Annotated in this window: 13 protein-coding genes and 1 tRNA gene; 9 read left to right on the forward strand and 5 right to left on the reverse strand. The window is 45.1% G+C overall.

Going from position 1 to position 15,226, the window contains the following annotated elements; all coding sequences use genetic code 11:
- Nucleotides 1-22: 22 nt before the first annotated feature.
- The 3 genes from dnaG (at nucleotide 23) to ELS82_RS11350 (ending at nucleotide 3,946) form a co-directional block, all read left to right on the forward strand.
- Nucleotides 23-1,777 (forward strand): DNA primase, encoded by a 1,755-nt coding sequence (gene dnaG / locus ELS82_RS11340; protein WP_134835585.1) that lies wholly within the window; start codon nucleotides 23-25, stop codon nucleotides 1,775-1,777.
- An 89-nt stretch (nucleotides 1,778-1,866) separates the two neighbouring features.
- Nucleotides 1,867-3,723, forward strand: coding sequence for an RNA polymerase sigma factor RpoD (gene rpoD, locus ELS82_RS11345; protein WP_134835586.1), 1,857 nt, complete (start codon nucleotides 1,867-1,869; stop codon nucleotides 3,721-3,723).
- Nucleotides 3,724-3,870: 147 nt separating this feature from the next.
- Nucleotides 3,871-3,946: transfer RNA gene (locus ELS82_RS11350), tRNA-Ile, on the forward strand.
- Nucleotides 3,947-4,006: 60 nt separating this feature from the next.
- On the opposite strand, the gene djlA is transcribed toward ELS82_RS11350, so the two are convergent.
- Complete coding sequence (djlA, locus tag ELS82_RS11355) at nucleotides 4,007-4,858, reverse strand: co-chaperone DjlA (protein WP_134835587.1); 852 nt, start codon at nucleotides 4,856-4,858, stop codon at nucleotides 4,007-4,009.
- Between the two features lie 148 nt (nucleotides 4,859-5,006).
- Here djlA and lptD point away from each other — a divergent pair, with 148 nt between their 5' ends.
- The 6 genes from lptD to apaH all read left to right on the forward strand — a co-directional run bounded on the left by lptD (nucleotide 5,007) and on the right by apaH (nucleotide 11,783).
- Nucleotides 5,007-7,367 (forward strand): LPS assembly protein LptD, encoded by a 2,361-nt coding sequence (gene lptD, locus ELS82_RS11360; protein WP_134835588.1) that lies wholly within the window; start codon nucleotides 5,007-5,009, stop codon nucleotides 7,365-7,367.
- A gap of 53 nt (nucleotides 7,368-7,420) precedes the next feature.
- The gene (gene surA, locus ELS82_RS11365; RefSeq protein WP_134835589.1) at nucleotides 7,421-8,719 is read left to right on the forward strand and encodes a peptidylprolyl isomerase SurA; all 1,299 of its coding nucleotides are present in this window, start codon (nucleotides 7,421-7,423) and stop codon (nucleotides 8,717-8,719) included.
- A complete protein-coding gene (gene pdxA / locus ELS82_RS11370) occupies nucleotides 8,709-9,701 on the forward strand; it encodes a 4-hydroxythreonine-4-phosphate dehydrogenase PdxA (protein ID WP_134835590.1) in 993 nt (330 codons plus the stop codon). The genes surA and pdxA overlap by 11 nt, the downstream gene beginning before the upstream one ends.
- Nucleotides 9,702-9,713: 12 nt before the next feature.
- A complete protein-coding gene (rsmA, locus tag ELS82_RS11375; RefSeq protein ID WP_053441087.1) occupies nucleotides 9,714-10,520 on the forward strand; it encodes a 16S rRNA (adenine(1518)-N(6)/adenine(1519)-N(6))-dimethyltransferase RsmA in 807 nt (268 codons plus the stop codon).
- Nucleotides 10,521-10,589: 69 nt separating this feature from the next.
- Nucleotides 10,590-10,967, forward strand: a complete 378-nt coding sequence (gene apaG / locus ELS82_RS11380) for a Co2+/Mg2+ efflux facilitator ApaG/CorD (RefSeq protein ID WP_134835591.1) — start codon at nucleotides 10,590-10,592, stop codon at nucleotides 10,965-10,967.
- Between the two features lie 9 nt (nucleotides 10,968-10,976).
- The gene (apaH, locus tag ELS82_RS11385) at nucleotides 10,977-11,783 is read left to right on the forward strand and encodes a bis(5'-nucleosyl)-tetraphosphatase (symmetrical) ApaH (protein ID WP_134835592.1); all 807 of its coding nucleotides are present in this window, start codon (nucleotides 10,977-10,979) and stop codon (nucleotides 11,781-11,783) included.
- A gap of 149 nt (nucleotides 11,784-11,932) precedes the next feature.
- On the opposite strand, the gene folA is transcribed toward apaH, so the two are convergent.
- The 4 genes from folA to cgtA form a co-directional block, all read right to left on the reverse strand.
- Nucleotides 11,933-12,415, reverse strand: a complete 483-nt coding sequence (gene folA / locus ELS82_RS11390; RefSeq protein WP_134835593.1) for a type 3 dihydrofolate reductase — start codon at nucleotides 12,413-12,415, stop codon at nucleotides 11,933-11,935.
- Between the two features lie 18 nt (nucleotides 12,416-12,433).
- Nucleotides 12,434-12,907: a threonine/serine exporter family protein gene (locus ELS82_RS11395; protein ID WP_167489297.1), complete on the reverse strand. Its 474-nt coding sequence runs from the start codon at nucleotides 12,905-12,907 to the stop codon at nucleotides 12,434-12,436.
- Nucleotides 12,904-13,671, reverse strand: a complete 768-nt coding sequence (locus tag ELS82_RS11400) for a threonine/serine exporter family protein (RefSeq protein WP_134835595.1) — start codon at nucleotides 13,669-13,671, stop codon at nucleotides 12,904-12,906. The genes ELS82_RS11395 and ELS82_RS11400 overlap by 4 nt, the downstream gene beginning before the upstream one ends.
- Before the next feature lie 115 nt (nucleotides 13,672-13,786).
- The gene (gene cgtA, locus ELS82_RS11405) at nucleotides 13,787-14,962 is read right to left on the reverse strand and encodes an Obg family GTPase CgtA (RefSeq protein ID WP_134835596.1); all 1,176 of its coding nucleotides are present in this window, start codon (nucleotides 14,960-14,962) and stop codon (nucleotides 13,787-13,789) included.
- Nucleotides 14,963-15,226: the final 264 nt, after the last annotated feature.

A 15,226-nucleotide genomic window follows, 5' to 3' on the forward strand; every position in this document is an offset into this window, starting at 1 on the left:
GTTTTCTTTTTTGTTAGGTTTTATGGCAGGACACATCCCTCGCAGTTTCATTGATGACCTCCTCGCTCGGCTAGATATTGTCGACATTGTTGACGCTCGAGTAAAACTTAAGAAAAAAGGCAAAAACTACGGCGCTTGCTGCCCATTCCATAACGAGAAAACCCCTTCTTTCAGTGTTTCACAAGAAAAACAGTTCTATCACTGTTTTGGTTGTGGTGCGCACGGCAATGCCATCGACTTTATGATGGAATACGAACGACTTGAGTTCGTTGAAGCCATTGAAGAGCTTGCTTCATTTTTAGGTCTTGATGTTCCAAGAGAACAGCGACAAGGTGGCGGCTTTCAATCTAACCAACCTAAAGCAAGCACTGAACAGAAACGCAACCTGTATGACATAATGGGCAGTATTGCTCAGTTCTACCGTGATCAACTCAAGCAACCTAAAAGCAAAGTTGCCATCGAATACCTCAAAGAACGTGGACTCTCTGGTCAAATCGTTCAGAAGTTTGGTATTGGCTATGTTGCTGATGAGTGGGATTTAGTCCGTAAGAACTTTGGTCAAACACCACAAACTCAAGAGATGCTAGTCTCTGGCGGTATGCTGATCGAAAACGACAAAGGCAACCGCTACGACCGCTTCCGTGGTCGGGTGATGTTCCCTATTCGTGACCGTCGTGGTCGAGTTATCGGCTTTGGTGGTCGTGTGATTGGCGATGGCACACCAAAATACTTAAACTCTCCTGAAACACCGATCTTCCACAAAGGCAAAGAGCTTTACGGCCTTTATGAAGTCATGCAAGCCTATCGCGAACCACCGAAAGTATTGGTGGTAGAAGGCTATATGGATGTGGTTGCGCTAGCACAGTACGATGTTGATTACTCCGTCGCATCACTGGGCACTTCCACCACAGGCGATCACATTCAGCTTCTATTCCGTCAAACCAATACGGTGGTATGTTGCTACGATGGTGACCGCGCCGGTAAAGAGGCTGCGTGGCGCGCACTAGAAAATGCGCTGCAATACCTAAAAACAGGCAACACGCTTAAGTTCTTGTTCTTACCGGATGGTGAAGACCCAGACAGCTATGTACGCAAGCACGGCAAAGAAGCCCTAGAGCAACAAATTGAGCAAGCAACCCCGCTTTCTAGCTATTTATTCGATAACCTGATTGAGCTTCATCAACTCAATTTGGGGAGCAATGAAGGTAAATCAGCCCTTCGTGCTCACGCTAGCGCATTGATCGATAAAATTCCTGATCCGTATTTCCAAGAGTTACTGGAAAAACTGCTTGATGAACGCACTGGCTTTGACAACCAAAAACGCCAGCCACGCAAGAAGCTAAATGAAACTCGACCTCAGCCGCATAAAGAGATCAAACGAACGCCAATGCGCGACTTGATCGCTTTGCTTATCCAAAATCCGAGCTATGCTGAAATGGTACCGGATCTCTCAAGTGTGAGAGAGTTAACAGTCCCGGGACTTAGTTTATTTATAGAGGTGCTTGAATATTGCAATTCACACCCCAATATAACTACGGGCCAGTTACTTGAACAGTGGCGAAATAACAGCCAAGAGGCACTATTGTCACGTCTTGCAGGGTGGGAAATCCCCCTCGATGAAGATAATGAACAAGATATATTTTATGACGCATTGGATAATATTCTTGCTCAATGTGTTGAAAAGCAAATTGAAAATCTACTGGCGAAATCTAGAAGCGTCGGCTTATCAGTCGAAGAAAGGTTGGAGTTGCAAGAGCTAATTCTTCAGCGTCCATAACATAGCCAGTTATGATAAAATTTGTTAGCATGTATGGTTTGCAACTCGCATACTAATTCCTTCACCAGATACTAAGTTGGATACCGTCTATGGATCAAAATCCGCAGTCACAGCTAAAACAACTTGTCATTAAAGGCAAGGAACAAGGCTATCTGACGTACGCAGAAGTAAACGACCACCTACCGGCAGAAATTGTCGATTCAGAGCAGGTCGAAGATATTATTCAAATGATCAACGACATGGGCATCCGAGTAGTTGAAACTGCTCCTGATGCCGATGATCTTGCACTGAATGATGACGATACAATCACCGATGAAGATGCGGCAGAAGCTGCAGCCGCTGCGCTATCTAGCGTAGAAAACGAAATCGGCCGAACCACTGACCCAGTACGTATGTACATGCGTGAAATGGGTACTGTTGAGCTATTGACTCGTGAAGGCGAGATCGATATTGCTAAGCGTATTGAAGATGGTATTAACCAAGTTCAAAATGCAGTGGCAGAGTATCCAGGCACCATCCCATACATTCTTGAACAGTTTGATAGAATTCAAGCAGAAGAACTACGTCTTACTGACCTTATCACGGGCTTTGTTGATCCTGATGCTGACGAAACGGCAGCACCTACAGCGACTCATATCGGCTCTGAACTTGCAGAGTCTGATCTTGAAGATGAAGACGCTGAAAAAGAAGAGTCTGACGACTCTGACGATGATGAGGAAGAAGAGGAAGATACAGGTATTGATCCTGAGCTTGCTCTAGAGAAGTTCACTGCACTTCGCAATACGTTCCAAAATTACCAGTTGGCATGTAACGAGTACGGCAATGAAAGCCCGAAAGCAACGCTTGCTCACGAAATGGTGATTGACGTATTCAAAGAGTTTCGTCTTACTCCAAAGCAATTTGACTACCTAGTTGAAGAGCTGCGCACGTCCATGGAACGTGTACGTACTCAAGAACGTCTTATCATGAAGGCGACGGTTGAATACGGTAAGATGCCTAAGAAGTCATTCATTACTCTGTTTACAGGTAACGAATCGACTGACGCTTGGTTAGATGAAATTCTTGCATCTGATAAGCCATACGCTGAAAAAGTGCGCCGCAGCGAAGATGACATTCGTCGTTCGATCTCTAAATTGAAGATCATCGAAGAAGAAACATCACTAACGGTACAAAACATCAAAGACATCAGCCGTCGTATGTCTATCGGTGAAGCGAAAGCTCGCCGTGCGAAGAAAGAGATGGTTGAAGCAAACTTACGTCTGGTAATTTCTATTGCGAAGAAATACACCAACCGTGGCCTACAGTTCTTGGATCTAATCCAGGAAGGTAACATCGGTCTGATGAAAGCAGTAGATAAATTCGAATACCGTCGTGGTTACAAGTTCTCGACTTACGCAACGTGGTGGATCCGTCAGGCAATCACTCGTTCAATCGCAGACCAAGCACGTACGATTCGTATTCCGGTACACATGATCGAAACGATCAACAAGCTGAACCGTATCTCTCGTCAAATGTTACAAGAGATGGGTCGTGAGCCACTACCGGAAGAACTGGCAGAGCGTATGCAAATGCCAGAAGATAAGATCCGTAAAGTACTGAAAATTGCTAAAGAGCCAATCTCTATGGAGACACCAATCGGTGACGACGAAGATTCGCATCTAGGTGATTTCATTGAAGATACAACGCTTGAGCTACCACTAGACTCTGCAACTGCAGGCAGCCTAAAAGTAGCGACAAAAGACGTTCTTGCGGGCCTAACGCCACGTGAAGCAAAAGTACTGCGTATGCGCTTTGGTATCGACATGAACACAGACCATACTCTTGAAGAAGTAGGTAAGCAGTTCGACGTTACTCGTGAACGTATCCGTCAGATCGAAGCAAAAGCACTGCGTAAACTTCGTCACCCAAGCCGCTCAGAAACTCTGCGCAGCTTCCTAGACGAATAATCGACTTGATGTTTGATTGACTAAAAGGTGAGCACTTGCTCACCTTTTTTGTATCTAGAGATTTAAGTGGATAAAAACTAAGCGCATTTAGCCCTGATAGCGTCTAGACAGTCCGATCCTCATCCCCTATAATCGTTGACCTATTAAGGCCCCTTAGCTCAGTGGTTAGAGCAGTCGACTCATAATCGATTGGTCCGCAGTTCAAGTCTGCGAGGGGCCACCAAATACAGAAAAGGCGCATAGAGAAATCTATGCGCCTTTTTCGTTTCAGGCTAAAACCAATCTAAAAACCTTTAGCCTTCTTGATCAAGTCGTAAGCATTTTGAATTTCTTGGGCTTTTTCTTTCGCCACATTCATCATTTCAGGCGGCAAGCCCTTGGCCATTAGCTTATCTGGGTGATGCTCGTTCATCAGTTTACGATAAGCACGCTTAACCGTTTTAGCATCGGCATTACTATCAACGCCAATCAGTTTGTATGCATCACTCAACTGGTCTGCGCTAGACGCTTGCTGCCAACTGCCTCCTGAATGGTGAGAGCCTCCCCCCGCTTGGCCACCAAAACCACCTTGCTGAAAACGAAATGCCGCTTCTTGCATTCTTAGTCGTTGTTCAAGCTGCTCAGAAGAGAAATTCAAGCCACGAGCAATTTTGTGCAGTACATTACGCTCACTTGGGTGGATATCACCATCAGCAAACGCTGCCGAGATCTGTAGCTCTAAGAAAAACTGCATAAGGTCAAAACGACCACCTGCCGAGATACGAACTCGCTCTAGCACGGTATCCAAAGGAAAGTCACTCTCTTTGCCTTCACGGAAGGCATTTTGCGCTGCTTTGCGTTGCTCTCCGTGTAGGCTCATACGATCCATCATAGTGCTAGCTAGCTGAATCTCTTCCTTGGTGACCTGCCCCTTAGCTTTAGCTACATGGCCCATGACCGCAAATGCAGCTTTAAAGAACTCCTCTTGGCGCTGAGCTTGGCTTGGTCCACTGCCAAAACCAGTATTAAACCCGGCTTGACGTAAGCGGCGAGCTTTATCGAATTGGTGACCTATAAATAAGCCGAATACAGCGCCAAATGCTCCCCCAAATAGGAAACCAAAGAAGGTGCCAAGAATTTTGCCAAAAATATGCATTATGTGCTCTCAATCTCTGAATTTTTTCGCCGTGAAGCGGTCTGATAGTGCCGTAAGCTTCAAATTACTTTATTATAAGGACCGTTTTATTTTACATTCGGTCACCTATTCACCGGATATATCAAGTTCAACAGGATAGTCAAACTCGATGTTACGTTTTCCACGCTCCTTGTTAGCCGCTTCAATCAGTGCTGCTTTTGTAGTGCCTCAGACTCAAGCAGAAACTATATCAGACGATAGTGTGCAGGAACTGCCCGCTGTAGATCAATGTTTGATCAACGAACCTGAGCCTGAAAACCCAAATCAACTACCTGTAAACGTCGAAGCAGATAGCTTAGAAGCTATTAACGGTGAAAAAGCGACCTACCGTGGCAATGTTGTTGTTGTGCAGGGTAAAAAGCGTATGCTTGCTGACAATGTTACTTTGCACCAGCAAGAGAATGTGGTTGTAGCAGAAGGTAATGTGACCTTCAGTGATGGTGAAGTTAAGACGATTTCAGACAAAGCCACCAACAACCTAAATACTGATTTTGTTACGCTTGAGAATACCAATTATCAGTTCTTGTGTGAACCTGGTCGTGGGGAAGCCGTTTATGTCTCTAAGACCGGTAAGTCAGTCTACGAGATTGAAGATGGTTCTATCACCTCTTGTCCTGAAGGAGATAACTCATGGCGTATGGTAGCTTCGAGTATTGATATCGACCAAGATGAAGAAGAAGCGACCTTCTACAACCCCCGCTTTGAGGTTGTTAGTGTCCCTGTATTCTATCTTCCGTATCTTACTGTGCCGATTGGCGATACGCGTAAAACAGGTTTCCTTTACCCAACGGCCTCTTACGGATCAAGTGACGGCTTTGAGCTTGAAGTACCAATTTACTGGAACCTCGCGCCTAACTACGACCTAGAGACCACGTTTAAATATATGCAAGAGCGCGGTACTCAGCTTAACAGCGAACTGCGCTATCTATCAGATTTAGGCTTTAGCTCTTTCAAATCAGAATATCTTCCTGATGATAAAAAATACACTGAGTATGGCGATCGTTGGGGCTTCCAATGGCAGCACTCTGGAATTTTCCAGAAGAATTGGAAGTTTGAGGTCGACTATTCTAAAGTCAGTGATATTTCCTACTTCTCACATATCGACTCATCAATCGGTAATCGAGAAGATGGTCAACTCATCCAAGAAGCACAAGCTACCTATCGCTCAGAGTCATGGGACGCATCGCTTCTAACACGTGACTTCCAAGTTCTAACGACCAGTAACAACTTGCCTTATCGCTTACTACCTCAATTAGAGTATAACTATTACGCTCCTGAGCTTATGCGTTACCTCGACTTTGATATGACAAGCCATATTTCGAGATTCGATACCGATGCGGAAGGTAAACCGTCAGCGACTCGTGTGCATATCGAGCCAGGTCTAACCATCCCTATAGGTACAACCTGGGGCAGTTGGACAACAGAAGCAAGATTACTAGGAACTTACTATCAACAAGATCTTGATGGCGTAGATACTACCAGTGGCGACAAAGATTCAAACCCATATTACGGCCTTGAAGAGAATGTCTCACGCGTTATTCCGGAATTCCGAACTCATGCGGGTGTTGTGCTAGAGCGTGATACCACTATCTTTAATGGCTACACTCAAACACTGGAACCACAGGTTCAGTATGTTTACGTACCAAAAGAAGATCAAAGCAGTATAGGCAACTACGATACGACACTGCTACAAACTGACTACTACGGTCTATTCCGTAGTCGCAAGTACAGCGGCGTAGATAAAATAGCTAAGGCGAACCAATTTAGCTACGGTGCCTCTTCTCGCTTCTTTGATGACGGTTACAAAGAAAGGCTGAATATCTCTTTTGGTCAGATTTTCTATATCGATAAAGACACTAAGAACGATACCTTTAACTCGGAAGACACAAGAAAGTCTAATTACTCAGCGTGGGCTGTCGAAATGGACTTTAACTATGATGACTACCTGTTTTATCACGGTGGTATCCAATACGATATTGATACCAGTGAAGTTCAGCTAGGTAACAGCACTCTTGAATACCGTTTTAATGGTGGCTACGTTCAAGGTAACTACCGCTATGTGACTAAGGATTACTTAGAAGATACGGTAGATTTTGATGTTAGCGGCATCACATTGGATGGTATTTCACAGGCGGGCTTACTGGCTGGTTATCAAATTAATCGCAACTGGAACACCAGTGCACAATATTTCTACGACTTAACCACTGAAGAGTCACTAGAATGGCTAGCACGTCTTAATTACACATCCGACTGCTGGTACATTGGGTTTACCTATACCAAACAGCTACAAAGCTGGGATCCAAGCTTCTCAAGCTACCCTAATTCAAACCCTGTCTATGAAAACAACTTTAGCCTCAACTTCGGCATCATTGGTTTCGGTACAAGAATTGGAGCAGATTCAGGGATGACAGGCTTAGATAGCGCAGGTAACTCACTAGGTTACGGTCGCCCATTCTTCTTAAACAACTAATTAGCAAGCCTGATGTCTAAGACATCAGGCGATTTGAATTTATAGGACTTTCAATGAAGTTTTGGAAACAAACATTACTGACACTGATGATCGCAAGCCCGATCAGCTTGGTGCAGGCGGAGCCTGTCGCACTAGATAAAGTCGCTGTGATAGTAAACACCGGCGTTGTGTTACAAAGTGATATCGATACCTCAATTAAAACGCTTAAAGCCAATGCAAAGAAAAAAGGTCAATCTTTGCCATCAGAAGAGATCCTAACTGAGCAAGTAACAGAAAAACTGATTGTCGACACGATTCAGCAGCAAGAAGCTGAACGCTTAGGTGTGCGTATTGATGACAATCGTCTTAACGAAGCGATTGGCGAGATTGCGAAAAGCAACCAGCAAACCGTTGAACAACTGCGTGCCTCTATTGCCAGTGAAGGCCTAAGCTATGCGGAATTTCGTGAGCAGATCCGTAAAGAAATTGCCGCTAGTGAAGCTCGCAATGCGCTAGTTCGTCGCCGCATCAACATCTTGCCAGCAGAAGTTGATAACTTAAGCGAGTTATTAGCCCAGGAAACTAACGCCACTGTTCAATACAAAATTGGTCACATCCAGCTGCGTGTGAATGATGGCGATGATAAATCGGAAATTGAAGCGCAAGCGAAAGAGTTAGTAAAAGAGCTGAATAATGGCGCCGACTTTAGCACTATGGCGTACACCTACTCTAAAGGCCCTAAAGCACTGCAAGGTGGTGACTGGGGCTGGATGCGCAAAGAAGAAATGCCAACCATCTTCGCCGATCAGATTAAGCTACAAAACAAAGGTAGCATCATTGGTCCATTCCGCAGCGGCGTTGGCTTCCACATTCTAAAAATTGAAGATGTGAAAGGTCTAGAAACCGTTGCAGTGACTGAGGTCAATGCTCGCCATATTCTTATCAAGCCGACGGTTATCCTAAGTGATGACGGCGTGAAAAACACCTTAAACAACATCATCCGTCAAATCAAAGCCGGTGAAGCGACCTTTGGTGAACTGGCTCAGCAATACAGCCAAGATCCTGGTTCTGCCGCGCAAGATGGTGAATTGGGTTATCAAACCTCGGATCTGTATGTTCCAGAGTTCAAACACCAAGTCGATACACTTCCTGTTGGCCAAATCAGTGAACCATTTAAAACCGTTCATGGCTGGCATATTGTTGAAATTCTCGATCGCCGTGAAGTAGACCGTACCGACTCTGCACTAAAGAATAAAGCTTACCGAATTTTGTTTAACCGTAAGTTCAATGAAGAAGCAAGTGCATGGCTACAAGAAATTCGCGCCAGTGCCTACGTAGAAGTCATTGAGGATACAGAGCAAGATGAACTGTAAACGTATTATTGTCACCGCTGGTGAGCCGGCGGGTATTGGGCCAGACTTAGTACTGGCTCAGTCCAAAGAAAGCTGGAATCACCAAATTGTGGTTTGCGCTGACAAAACAATGTTAGCAGAGCGCGCGCAACAACTTGGTATTGATGTCGAACTGATTGACTATCAACCCGATGCCCCGATTGTGGCGCAAAGAGCGGGGACTTTAGTGGTTGACCATATTCCACTAGCAAGCGGCGCTGTCGCCGGCCAACTTGACGAAGCCAATGGTCATTACGTATTAAATACACTAGAAAGAGCCGCTTTAGGCTGTATGAATGGTGAATTTGATGCTATTGTCACCGGCCCTGTGCACAAGGGGGTAATTAACCGCGCAGGTGTAGCCTTCAGCGGTCATACCGAGTTCTTTGCTGAGAAGTCGAATACCCCGTTAGTCGTTATGATGTTAGCAACCGAAGGGCTACGTGTCGCTCTAGTTACAACACACATTCCATTAGCGTATGTGTCTCAAGCAGTAACAGAAGAAAGACTCGAAAAAATCATTGCGATTTTGCATAAAGATCTGGTAGAGAAGTTCGCTATCTCTTCACCTAATATCTATGTATGTGGACTTAATCCACATGCCGGAGAAGATGGTGTGCTCGGCAAGGAAGAGATCGAGACAATCACTCCAACATTAGACAAGCTGCGTCAACGTGATGGGTTCAACCTAATTGGTCCGTTACCCGCTGATACTATCTTCAATGAAAAGTACCTTGAAGATGCTGACGCAGTGCTTGGAATGTACCACGATCAGGTACTTCCTGTACTAAAATACAAAGGCTTTGGTCGCTCGGTTAATATTACCTTGGGGCTGCCATTTATCAGGACCTCCGTTGATCACGGCACTGCGCTTGACCTTGCAGGAACAGGCAAAGCAGATACAGGAAGCTTCCGAACGGCTTTAGCTCATGCCATTGAGCTAGTCGATAAGAAATCGAAATAACTTGAGAATACTATGAGAAACGATGTCCACTTAGGGCACAAGGCGAGAAAACGCTTTGGTCAAAACTTCCTTAACGATCCATACATCATTGATGGAATTGTCTCCTCGATCAACCCTAAACCAGGTCAAAACCTAGTTGAAATTGGTCCTGGCCTTGGTGCAATCACAGAGCCTGTAGGAAAGGAAGTCGACAAGTTTACCGTTATTGAACTTGACCGCGATCTCGCTGAACGTCTACGCAATCACCCAGAACTTGGTGATAAGCTGACGATTCATGAAGGTGATGCGATGCGCTTTGACTTTACTCAGCTAGTAAAGCCAAACAATAAGCTACGTATTTTTGGTAACCTGCCATACAACATCTCAACACCATTGATGTTCCACCTTTTTGAGTTCCATAAAGACATTCAAGACATGCACTTTATGCTACAAAAAGAAGTGGTCAACCGCCTAGCGGCAGGCCCTGGCACAAAAGCTTATGGTCGCCTTACGGTAATGGCGCAATACTTCTGTAAAGTCGTGCCTGTACTTGAAGTACCACCAACTGCATTCGTACCGCCACCAAAAGTCGATTCAGCGGTCGTTCGTCTAGTACCTTATGAAGAGATCCCTCACCCAGTAAGCGATCTTAAATACCTCGACCGAGTATGTCGTGAAGGCTTCAACCAGCGTCGTAAAACAGTAAGAAATTGCTACAAAGGCTTACTAAGCGCTGAGGTCCTGGAAGAGCTAGGCATTAACCCAAGTATGCGCCCAGAGAACCTAACCTTGGTTCAATTCGTTGATATGGCGAACTGGTTAGCTGCCAACAGCAAATAGTTTAAGCTAAAATAAAAAGGTGATAGACCATTGGTTTATCACCTTTTTTGACTTTATTAAGGAGTTTATATGGAAGCTACCCCTTGTATCAAAGTCCAAGTTCATACCAAATACATTCCGGATCAGTCTCAACCTGATGCTAAACGCTATGTATTTGCCTACATTATTACCATTAAGAATCTAAGCCAGCAGAACGTCCAGTTGATGAGCCGCCGTTGGTTGATTACTGACTCCAACGGCAGACAAATGACCGTTGAGGGCGAAGGTGTCGTCGGTCAGCAGCCCTTTATTTCCCCTAATGACGAATATACCTATAACAGTGGTACTGTGATTGAAACGCCTGTCGGAGTGATGCAAGGTCAATACATCATGCATGATGAAGGCGGCAAAGAGTTCATAGCCGAAATCGATCCTTTCAGGCTCGCGATTCCCAATATACTTAACTAGGACAACTCATTGGCTAATTACATTGTTGGTGACTTACAAGGTTGCTTTGACGAACTGCTTCTTTTACTTCAGCAAGCTGAATTTGATGCTAGTGAAGATACCTTGTGGATTGCCGGAGATTTAGTTGCCCGCGGACCAAAGTCACTCGAAGTATTACGCTTTATTCGTTCTCTTGGTGACAGTGCAAAAGTCATTTTAGGCAATCATGACCTTCACTTATTAGCTGTATCATTAGGCTTATTTAAGGTCAAAGAGAAAGATCAAACCGCGCCAATCTTTAATGCTGAAGATAAAGATGAGCTGTTAGATTGGCTTCGTCAGCAACCTTTGATGGCAGAACATGACGAGTTTATTATGTGTCACGCGGGCATTTCTCCGCAATGGACGCTAGAAGATGCTCGCAAAGCAAACAAACAGATCACAGAAATTCTACGCAGTGAAGATTGGCAATGGCTGATCGAAAATATGTACGCCAACCAACCTGATCTTTGGAGTGAAAGCCTCAATGGTATTGAGCGCTATCGTTATATTATCAACGCTTTCACCAGAATGCGTTTTTGCTTTCCTGATGGGCGTTTAGATATGGAGTGCAAGCTTCCACCTAAACAGGTCAACGATGGCTCACTGATCCCTTGGTTCCAACTTAATAGCCGCATTAGCCTCGATAAACCTGTGTTATTTGGCCACTGGGCAGCGTTAGAAGGCTATGAAGGTGAAGAGGTTATCGGTTTAGACACCGGCTGTGTTTGGGGTGGGCATTTAACTATGCTGAGATGGGAAGATAAGCAGTTTTTTACTCAGGAAGCCTTGCGTTAAAACCAAGGCTACAGAGAATGCGCTATCCTCACGATGAGCAACAAGGGAGAGAGCTAGAAAGTCGTCAATAGATTCCCTACTCTCTCCTTCGTCGCTTTATGGAATGACGATAATTTAATGCCTAATAATTGGAGTGACGGAGCTATAAGCTAGCTTCTTTCCAATACGACAAAACGCATATCATAAGCATTCTTTTCATCTGCAGAATAATCCTCAGAGTAAGTCTCTTTAAACTCACCACCCCAAGCTGGGAACTGAGTATCGCCTTGAATCTCTGCTTCAATATGAGTGACGTACAATTTATTAGCTTTAGGTAGGCAAGCTTCATAGATAGTACCACCACCAATGATCATCACCTCATCGACAGAACCAACAGCCGCTAGCGCCTCATCAATCGAGGTCACTGTGGTTACCCCTTCAATCACCAGTAAAGCATCACGACTGATCACAATGTTCTGACGCCCCGGTAATGGGCGACCAATTGAGTCATAAGTTTTACGCCCCATCACAACGGGCTTGCCCATAGTGCAGCGCTTAAACCAAGCAAAGTCAGCAGGAAGATGCCATGGCATTTGATTGTCTATTCCAATAATTCGATCTTGTGCCATTGCGGCGATCATACTAATGATCATTTCCTTACTCCTCAGGACTTATACGATGGGTTTGCGGCGATAGAATAGCAAGCCTGGCATAGCTAAGCCAACCGCTAAACCTGCAATAATAAACATCGCCTTAAGGAAGTTCTCCATTAACATCGCGACCAACTCTGGAGAGTAACCTTGATTATTGAGTTCCACCAAAGCGATCATCGCTTTAAAGGCAAACACACCTGGAACCATAGGAATCAAGGCTGCGACGGTAAACACTTTTGGGTGAGCCAAAAAACGTGCAGACCAATGAATGCCTACCATACTGACGATGATTGCAGCAAAGAAGGTCGCCCATTCAATGGGAATACCAAAGTGCATCATTAAATAACGCGAGCCATGACCTATCGCACCACCTAGAGCGCAATAAACTAATGCCTTTTGCGGCACATTAAAGACTAGAGCAAAGCCCACGGCAGGAATCGCGGCAAAAAACATATCGTTTAGCAGACCGAACAATAGATCCAAGTTGATCATACTACCCACCCCGACACACCAACGAGACTCATAGCTGCAACAATTCCTAGACTGGTTGCGAGAGTCAGCAGACTTGCCATGACAAATCGAGCGATGCCCATATTGATGTAGCCCTTAAGCATATCCGCAACGGAATTGATCAACGGGAAACCAGGAACCAACATCAGCACCGAAGAAGCCATCACTAATGATGGTGAGTTACCTAACTGGTAAATCACCGCTTGAGCTGATACCACTGTGGTAACAAACGCAGTAGCCGTGAAGTTCATTAATGGATTGAAATGGCGATGGCCAATTTCTTGCCTCACTACCATACCTGTTGAGGAAGCAATGAAAGTCATCGCAAATACCACCCAATCGCCACCAGCTAAATGGCTAAAAGCGGCACAAGATAGACCAATCATGAAAACCACTAACCAGCGGTTATAACGTTCAGGGCTGATACCATTGAGTTTTTCCTGGGCGAGTGAATAATCGATGATGCCACGTTCGAGCATGATGCAGATACGTTGAACTTGGGTAATCGCCCACATATTAATGCCGCGATCGGGACAGCGGCGAGCAGTGGTGATGCAGTGCTCTTGATAAACGGTAGTGACGACTAATGAACTGGCGGACAACGACACTTCAACTTCGTCCATACCAGCTGCTAAGCCAAAGCGACGCATTAGGTCACCAACGAGAGTGCTTTCTGCTCCATGAGCCAAAAGCATTTGCCCTGCTTGGGCGATTAAACGAGACACAGCTCGTTGCTTGGATGCCATGATTCTATCCTACTCCTTTAGAATGCACCTATTTTGCAGAGAAATGCTCAGGCATGATTTGATATAGACACAAAAAAGCCGCAATAAACATTGCGGCTTAAACTTTTCTTAACTGTTATTCGCGGACATAGACAACGTGACCGTCATCTTCTTCATCGTCCCAGTCATCCCAGTCGTCATCATCATCTTCAGTGATAACATCTTTACCTGCGATCGCGTCTTTGTGGTAGTCATCCCACATGAAGTCGACTTTCTCTTCCTCAGAGATTTCTTCTTCTTCACGTGGTAGATTTTCCATAAAGTCAGCTAACTTGTAGCATAGCTCTTTAGTACCATCGCGGTTTACAGCAGAAATCTTGTAGTAATCCTCATCCCAGCCTAGAGCGTCAAGAATGTTTTGGATCACTTCATTCGCTTCTTCCTCTGGCATAAGATCAACTTTGTTGAAAATTAACCAACGAGGTTTACCAGCCAGCTTCTCGCTGTATTGCTCAAGCTCGTCAATGATCGTTAGCGCATTTTCAACTGGATCAGTTTGATCAATTGGCATGATGTCGATCATGTGTAGTAGAACACGACAACGCTCAAGGTGCTTCAAGAAACGAATACCAAGGCCTGCGCCATCTGCTGCGCCTTCAATCAGGCCAGGGATATCAGCAACTACAAAGCTCTTTTCTGGAACCACACTCACTACGCCCAAGCTTGGGATCAATGTAGTAAACGGGTAGTCCGCCACTTTTGGCTTCGCTGCAGATACCGCGCGAATAAAGGTTGATTTACCTGCATTCGGCAGACCAAGCATACCAACATCAGCAAGTAGCAGTAGCTCTAAACGAACTTCACGGATTTCACCTTTAGTACCTAGTGTCTTTTGACGCGGTGCGCGGTTAACCGAAGATTTAAAGCGGGTGTTACCCAGACCATGCCAGCCACCTTTTGCGACCATGACTTTTTTGCCATGTTCAGCAACTTCAGCAACAATCTCATTAGTATGGATATCAACAGCGCGAGTACCTACAGGCACGCGAAGCACTTTGTCTTTACCACGCTTACCAGTACAGTTACCACCACGGCCATTTTCACCACGTTCCGCTTCATAGAAGCGCTGGAAGCGGTAATCAATTAGCGTGTTAAGGTTTTCATCAGCTTGGATGTAAACATCACCGCCATCACCACCGTCGCCACCATCAGGGCCACCTTTCGCAACGAATTTCTCACGCCAGAAACTCACTACACCGTTACCGCCATCACCGGCTTGAACTTTTACTACCGCTTCATCAACGAATTTCATCTCTTACTCCGCCCTTGTGCTATGTGCCATAGCTGCGTTGCAAATATCATCTCAGCTCTCCCTATCTCATTAGGAAAAGTGAATGATATAAATTCTAGCAGATTCCAGTTTCAGACTGATCACCTGAGATCTTCACTGCTCTGCTACTGGAACAAATATGAAGGGACTCTTTACAGAGTGCCTTAGTATTGATTCCACCGTACTGGCAAATTCAAACTCACCATAAATAAAAAACCCCGCCGAATCGGCAGGGCTTTTGAATTC

Source organism: Vibrio ouci, assembly GCF_004551525.1.
Classification (GTDB): Bacteria; Pseudomonadota; Gammaproteobacteria; order Enterobacterales; family Vibrionaceae; genus Vibrio; species Vibrio ouci.